This is a genomic window from Luteibacter sp. (assembly GCF_051958795.1).
Lineage (GTDB): Bacteria > Pseudomonadota > Gammaproteobacteria > Xanthomonadales > Rhodanobacteraceae > Luteibacter.
The window spans coordinates 1-5,968 of the sequence record NZ_JBQCFT010000331.1; the positions used below are offsets into that span (position 1 = coordinate 1).

Annotated in this window: 9 protein-coding genes; 6 read left to right on the forward strand and 3 right to left on the reverse strand. The window is 64.6% G+C overall.

The window, feature by feature from the left end; genetic code table 11:
- The 6 genes from ACTHLF_RS17170 to ACTHLF_RS17195 form a co-directional block, all read left to right on the forward strand.
- Positions 1-189, forward strand: a 189-nt coding sequence (locus tag ACTHLF_RS17170) for a hypothetical protein (RefSeq protein ID WP_440328862.1), incomplete at its 5' end; no start/stop codon positions are given.
- A gap of 79 nt (positions 190-268) precedes the next feature.
- The gene (gene petA / locus ACTHLF_RS17175; RefSeq protein WP_440328864.1) at positions 269-871 is read left to right on the forward strand and encodes a ubiquinol-cytochrome c reductase iron-sulfur subunit; all 603 of its coding nucleotides are present in this window, start codon (positions 269-271) and stop codon (positions 869-871) included.
- Positions 871-2,172, forward strand: coding sequence for a cytochrome b (locus ACTHLF_RS17180; RefSeq protein WP_440328866.1), 1,302 nt, complete (start codon positions 871-873; stop codon positions 2,170-2,172). The genes petA and ACTHLF_RS17180 overlap by 1 nt, the downstream gene beginning before the upstream one ends.
- Positions 2,165-2,917, forward strand: coding sequence for a cytochrome c1 (locus tag ACTHLF_RS17185; RefSeq protein WP_440328868.1), 753 nt, complete (start codon positions 2,165-2,167; stop codon positions 2,915-2,917). The genes ACTHLF_RS17180 and ACTHLF_RS17185 overlap by 8 nt, the downstream gene beginning before the upstream one ends.
- Before the next feature lie 71 nt (positions 2,918-2,988).
- Entirely contained in the window at positions 2,989-3,636 is a 648-nt protein-coding gene (locus tag ACTHLF_RS17190; protein ID WP_440328870.1) for a glutathione S-transferase N-terminal domain-containing protein, read from the forward strand.
- A 119-nt stretch (positions 3,637-3,755) separates the two neighbouring features.
- On the forward strand, positions 3,756-4,181 hold the full coding sequence (locus tag ACTHLF_RS17195) for a ClpXP protease specificity-enhancing factor (protein ID WP_440328876.1): 426 nt from the start codon (positions 3,756-3,758) through the stop codon (positions 4,179-4,181).
- A 35-nt stretch (positions 4,182-4,216) separates the two neighbouring features.
- On the opposite strand, the gene ACTHLF_RS17200 is transcribed toward ACTHLF_RS17195, so the two are convergent.
- The 3 genes from ACTHLF_RS17200 to ACTHLF_RS17210 form a co-directional block, all read right to left on the reverse strand.
- Positions 4,217-4,609, reverse strand: a complete 393-nt coding sequence (locus ACTHLF_RS17200; protein WP_440328871.1) for a DUF3301 domain-containing protein — start codon at positions 4,607-4,609, stop codon at positions 4,217-4,219.
- Between the two features lie 40 nt (positions 4,610-4,649).
- Positions 4,650-5,507: a carboxylating nicotinate-nucleotide diphosphorylase gene (gene nadC / locus ACTHLF_RS17205; protein WP_440328872.1), complete on the reverse strand. Its 858-nt coding sequence runs from the start codon at positions 5,505-5,507 to the stop codon at positions 4,650-4,652.
- A gap of 4 nt (positions 5,508-5,511) precedes the next feature.
- On the reverse strand, positions 5,512-5,968 hold a 457-nt coding region (locus ACTHLF_RS17210; protein ID WP_440328874.1), incomplete at its 5' end, for a DUF1631 family protein.

The window sequence follows — 5,968 nt, forward strand, 5'->3', positions numbered from 1 at the left end:
CAGGCCGATGACGAACGCGATGGCAAGGCCAAGCACGACGAAGCGGGCGACGAAGGCGAACGTGCGGGCAGCTTGGTTCATGGGTGGCCGAATTTTCCGCGTCCTGGCGGGGAGTTAGCTGCCATGTCTTTACATCTGGCAAGGGTTTGTTCACTTTATTGTACGTGGCTAGTGCTGACGTTACACTGACGTAATTTTGCGGAAGCCGATTTCCAGATAGCGGCGACGGGGCCCGCAAACCTCAATGGCATAAGTTCCGGAGAGCCTGATGGCGAACGAAGAAGTCGTCGATCACGGGCGCCGTCGCTTCCTTACCACGACGACGGCCGTTGTCGGTGGCGTGGGGGTGGTTGCGGCGATCGTGCCCTTCATCAAGTCGTGGGAACCATCGGCGAGAGCCAAGGCGGCGGGGGCGCCCGTCACGGTTGACATCAGTGCGATCGACCTCGGGCAGAAAGTCACTTTCGCCTGGCGTAGCCTTCCCGTTTTCGTCGTCAACCGCACACCCGAGCAACTGGCCCAGCTGAAAGGCCTGGAGCCGCGGTTGCTCGATCCCTCGTCGTCCGATGCCGGCCAGCAGCCGAAATACGCGACGAACGAGACCCGGTCCATCAAGCCCGAGTGGCTCGTCGTCATCGGCCTGTGCACCCACCTGGGCTGCGTGCCGGACTTCGTGCCGGATATCAAGCCCGAGCCGTTCGACGCGAACTGGAAGGGCGGCTTCTACTGCCCCTGCCACAAATCCCGCTACGACCTGTCCGGCCGCGTGTTCAGTGGCGTACCGGCACCGAAGAATCTCCCGGTGCCGCCGTACCACTTCATTGACGACACGCACATCCAGATCGGCGTGGATCCGGAGGGGAAGAGCTGATGGCCAGCACAATGTCGCGTCTTGGAAACTGGTTCAACGAACGTGCCCCGGGCTTCATGCCGATGTACCGGAAGCACATGACCGAGTACTACGCGCCGAAGAACTTCAACCTCTGGTACTACTTCGGTTCGCTCGCCCTGCTGGTGCTGGTCAACCAGATTGTCACCGGCATCTTCCTCACCATGAACTACAAGACGAGTGCGGCGGAAGCCTTCAACTCGGTCGAGTACATCATGCGTGACGTGGAGTGGGGCTGGCTCATCCGCTACATGCACTCCACGGGTGCCTCGCTGTTCTTCGTGGTCGTGTTCCTGCACATGTTCCGCGGGATCATGTACGGCTCGTTCAAGAAGCCACGCGAACTCGTGTGGATCCTGGGCATGCTGATCTTCCTCGTGCTGATGGCCGAGGCCTTCATGGGCTACGTGCTGCCCTGGGGCAACATGTCGTTCTGGGGCGCGAAGGTCATCATTTCGCTGTTCGGCACCATCCCCTTCATCGGCGACACGCTGGTGCAGTGGATCATGGGCGATTACCTCCCGGCCGATTCCACGCTCAACCGCTTCTTCGCACTTCACGTGATCGCGCTGCCGCTGGTGCTCCTGCTGCTGGTGGTGCTGCACCTGGCGGCACTGCACGAGGTGGGCTCGAACAACCCCGATGGCGTGGATGTGAAGCACGGCCCGAAGGGCAACCGCTGGTCGGCGGACAAGCCGACGGATGCGATCCCGTTCCACCCGTACTACACGGTGAAGGACTCGTTTGGCGTCGGCTTCTTCCTGATCATCGCCGCCTTCATCATCTTCTTCGCGCCAACCTTCGGCGGCTGGTTCCTCGAGCACGATAACTTCACCCCGGCCAACAACCTGGTGACGCCGAGCCACATCAAGCCGTCGTGGTACTTCACCCCGTTCTACGCGATCCTGCGCATGATCCCGTCGTTCTTCGGCACGGCCATCTGGGGCGTGATCGGCATGTTCGGCTCGATCCTGCTGCTCGGGTTGCTGCCCTGGATCGACAAGGGTGCGGTGCGTTCCGTGCGCTACCGCGGCGTCGGCTTCCGCATCGCGCTGGCCGTGCTGGTCATCTCCTTCCTTGCCCTGGGCATGGTGGGTGCCGGTGTCACCGCCGAGCTCATCCCCGTGTGGTTCCCGGGCGCGGATGTCACCACGGTCGAGAACGCCTTCGGGCGCCTGATGGTGCTCGGCTACTTCGGCTTCTTCGTGTTTGTCTGGGTTTACACGCACTTTGGGTTCGAGAAGACCAAGCCGGTTCCGGAACGGGTGACGATGCATGATTAAGCGCTATCTCTCCTCCCTCGCCCTTGCGCTGGGCCTTGCCGTTGTCGCCGTACCCGCTCTTGCCGCCGAAGGTGAAGACCTTCCGCCGTCGGGTGCCAACGTCTACGACCAGGCCTCCCTGCAGCGCGGCGCCAAGCTGTTCTTCAACTACTGCGTGGGCTGCCACTCGCTGAAGTACGTGCGCTATTCGCGCCTGGCGAGCGACCTTGGCCTGAGTGAAGACGAGGTGATGAACAACCTCAACTTCACCGGGGCCAAGTTCGGCGAGACCGTCGTCTCGCACATGCCGGCCGACGATGCCAAGGCCTGGTTCGGCAAGGAGCCGCCGGATCTTTCGCTGGAGGCGCGCGCCAAGGGTTCGGACTTCATCTACAACTACCTGAACTCGTTCTACCTGGACCCGAGCCGGCCCGTGGGCTGGAACAACACGGTGTTCCCGAACGCCTCCATGCCCAACCCGCTGTGGGAGCTGCAGGGCCTGCAGGTGGCGGTGCATGCCGAGGGCAAGGCGGGTGCGGATGCCCCGGTCGAGAAGCTCGAGCTTCACAGCAAGGGCACGATGACTCCGGAAGAATTCCAGGCGGCCACTCGCGACCTGACGGCATTCCTGGAATACACCGCGGAGCCCGCGGCACTGCAGCGGCAGTCCGTCGGTATCTGGGTATTGCTGTTCTTGGCCGGCCTGACCTTCCTGCTGTACCTTCTGAAGCATGAATACTGGAAGGACGTTCACGAAAGTCACTGAGTGATGTCCCCCGGGGCGGCCACAGGGTCGCCCCGTTCCGTTTCGGCGCAGCAGGGAGGGAGATCGAAAGCATGGTCCAGAATGCACGTTCGCTCACGGAACTCACGCTGTACACGAGCGCCGACGATATCCAGAGCCACCGTACCCGCCTGGTGCTGGCGGCGAAGGGCGTAGCCTACGACCGGGTGATCCTGCGGCCCGAAGAGCCCACGCCCGACCTGCTCGAACTGAACCCGTATGGGACGCTGCCCACGCTGGTCGATCGCGACCTGACCGTCTACGACACGTTGATCGTCGTCGAATTCCTCGACGAACGTTATCCGCACCCGCCTCTCATGCCGATCGATCCGCTCTCGCGGGCGCGCCTGCGCCTGGCGACCTGGCGCATCGAGAATGACTGGCTGCCTGAGATTGAACTCATCCAGGAGGGCGGTAGGGAGGCTCCGGCGGCTCGCAAGCGGCTGCGTGAGCACCTGCTGGTCGCGGCGGAGCTGTTCAAGGCATCCCGGTTCTTCCTGAACCCCGAGATGAGCCTGATCGATTGCCTCGTGGCCCCCGTGGTCTGGCGCCTGCCCTGGCTGGGCGTGGACCTGGGGCCCGCCGGCAAGCCGATCGTGGATTATGGCGAGCGGCTGTTCCACAGCCAGGGCTTCGCGCGCAGCCTGACCCAGGAAGAGCGCAACATGCGGCCCGATTTCGACTTCAGCCCGGTCGGTTAGCCCTCCGCGCCTGTATCCCGTAAACTCATGTCTGGCCTTGCCCTGCCGGGGCTTTGGTGATCCCGACCAACCGGCGGGTACGACGAGGACGAGTGATGGATACGAACGAAACCCAGGGCATGACCTCCAACCGGCCCTACCTGCTGCGCGCCATCTACGACTGGATCAGCGATAACGGGCTGACCCCGTACGTGCTGGTGGACGCCGCCCAGCCGGGCGTGAAGGTCCCCGCCCACGTGGTGAAAAACGGCCAGGTCGTGCTCAATCTGGCCATGCGCGCCGTGGCCAACCTGGACCTCGGCAATGACAAGATCGCCTTCCAGGCACGCTTCTCCGGCGTAAGCCAGAACATCGTGATCCCGGTAGCCGCCGTACTGGCGCTTTATGCGCAGGAAAACGGCCAGGGCATGATGTTCCCGGCCGACGAGAACGAGGGCGCGGCCAACCCGGTCGAGGCCGTGGACGACGCATCGGATACGCCGCCCACCGGTGGCGACGACGACCGACCCAAGCGCGGCGCCCCGCACCTGCGGGTAGTCAAATAAGAAAAAACCCGCCAATCGGCGGGTTTTTTTCGGTATCAATGCACCCGGCGGCGATCCGCCAGCGAAATCACGTTCGTCGGCAGCCCTGTCTCGGTGGCAACCACCGTTTCCAGCTCAGGGTTCCCAGAGTGGGGCAGTGCATAACTCGCTACCTCGTCCCCGGCCATCCAGATCTTGGCCGGCTGGCGCGACTGGCCGTCGTCGCTCACTTCGAACGCGTAGCAGCGTTCAAGGCGGCGGACACCATCGACGCCCTGCAGGCGGATGGCGCGAAGCCCGACGGACTGGTCCAGCAGCTGCAACCCATGGCGGCGGCAAAGCGCGGTCGCGGCGCGTACCGCCACTTCGCGGGCCCGGGTCAGCCGATACCAGCTCGCGATCAGCGCGGCGAGGCCAAGCAGCCAGAAGAGATCGGAAACGGAGTTCATGGGGCCAGTGTGTGGCCGACGGCCGCCATCCACAAGTGGACTAGAGATCCAGGCGTAGCGAGAGATCGATGGCGCGGACGTGCTTGGTCAGTGCGCCGCTGGAGATGAAATCCACGCCGGTCTCGGCGATGGCGCGGATCGTATCGATCTCCACGTTGCCGGACACCTCGAGCGGGATGCGGCCGGCGGTGAGCGCCACGGCCTCTTTCAGCATCTCCGGCGTGAAATTGTCTAGCAGTGCGCGGTCGCCACCGGCCTCGATCACCTGGGCCAGTTCGTCCAGCGTCTCCACTTCCACGATCAGCGGGAGGGAAGGGTGGGTGGCACGGGCAGCCCGCACGGCGGCCGGGATGCCACCGGCCGCGATGATGTGGTTTTCCTTCAGCATCATCGTGTCGAACAGGCCGATGCGGTGGTTCGTGCCGCCACCGCAGAGGACGGCATATTTTTGCGCACGGCGCAGGCCGGGGATGGTCTTGCGCGTATCGAGCACGCGGGCCTTCGTGCCGGCGATGGCATCGGCGTAGTGCGAGGTCACCGTCGCGGTCGCCGACAGCAACTGGAGGAAGTTCAGGGCCGTGCGTTCCGCAGTCACCAGGGCGCGTGCCTTGCCGGCGAGCCGGCAGATGGCAGCACCGGCGGCGATGCGGTCGCCGTCCTTCGCCAGCCATTCGATCTGCACGGCGGGATCGAGCTTGCGGAAGGCGGCGTCGAACCACGCCGTGCCGCTGAGCACCGCATCCTCGCGGCAGGTCAGGACCGCCGTGGCACGGGCCTCGGGGTCGAGCAGGTCGGCGGTGGCATCGCCGGGGCCGATATCTTCGCCAAAGGCGCGTTCGATGTCGGCAAGGATCTCACTGGCCGGCGGCAGGGCGTCGGCGAGGTGTGCGTTGGTCATCAGCTCAGGCGTTCTCGGGCGTGCGCAGGCGCTCGACGATCGCATCCATGGCGCGATCGAACAGCAGCGTGGAATCCAGGACGCGCGCGGTGTTCTGGGCGAACGCCTGGGCGAGCCCGGCAAGGCTGTGGTCGGCGACCTTGAGGCCTCGGCGGTTCACGAACAGGAAGCGGCCGCTGATCGGGCTGACCCACGACAGCTTGGCGCGATCGGTCGTGCCATCTTCCGCCGTGAACTCCAGCCACTGGCCGACCTTCAGCTCGCGTGCCTGCGAAAGGTAGCGCTCGTCGAAGGCCTCGTCGGCGAGGATCTCGGCGTCGTCATCCGGCTCGGGCTCGACCACCGGTTCCTCGATGGCCTGGATGGCTTCCGGCAGCGGCATGACGCTGGCGACCAGCGTGCCGCTCTCGACATCCGGCGCCACCTCGCCCAGCTGCTGGCGATAGAACGCGTGCAACTGG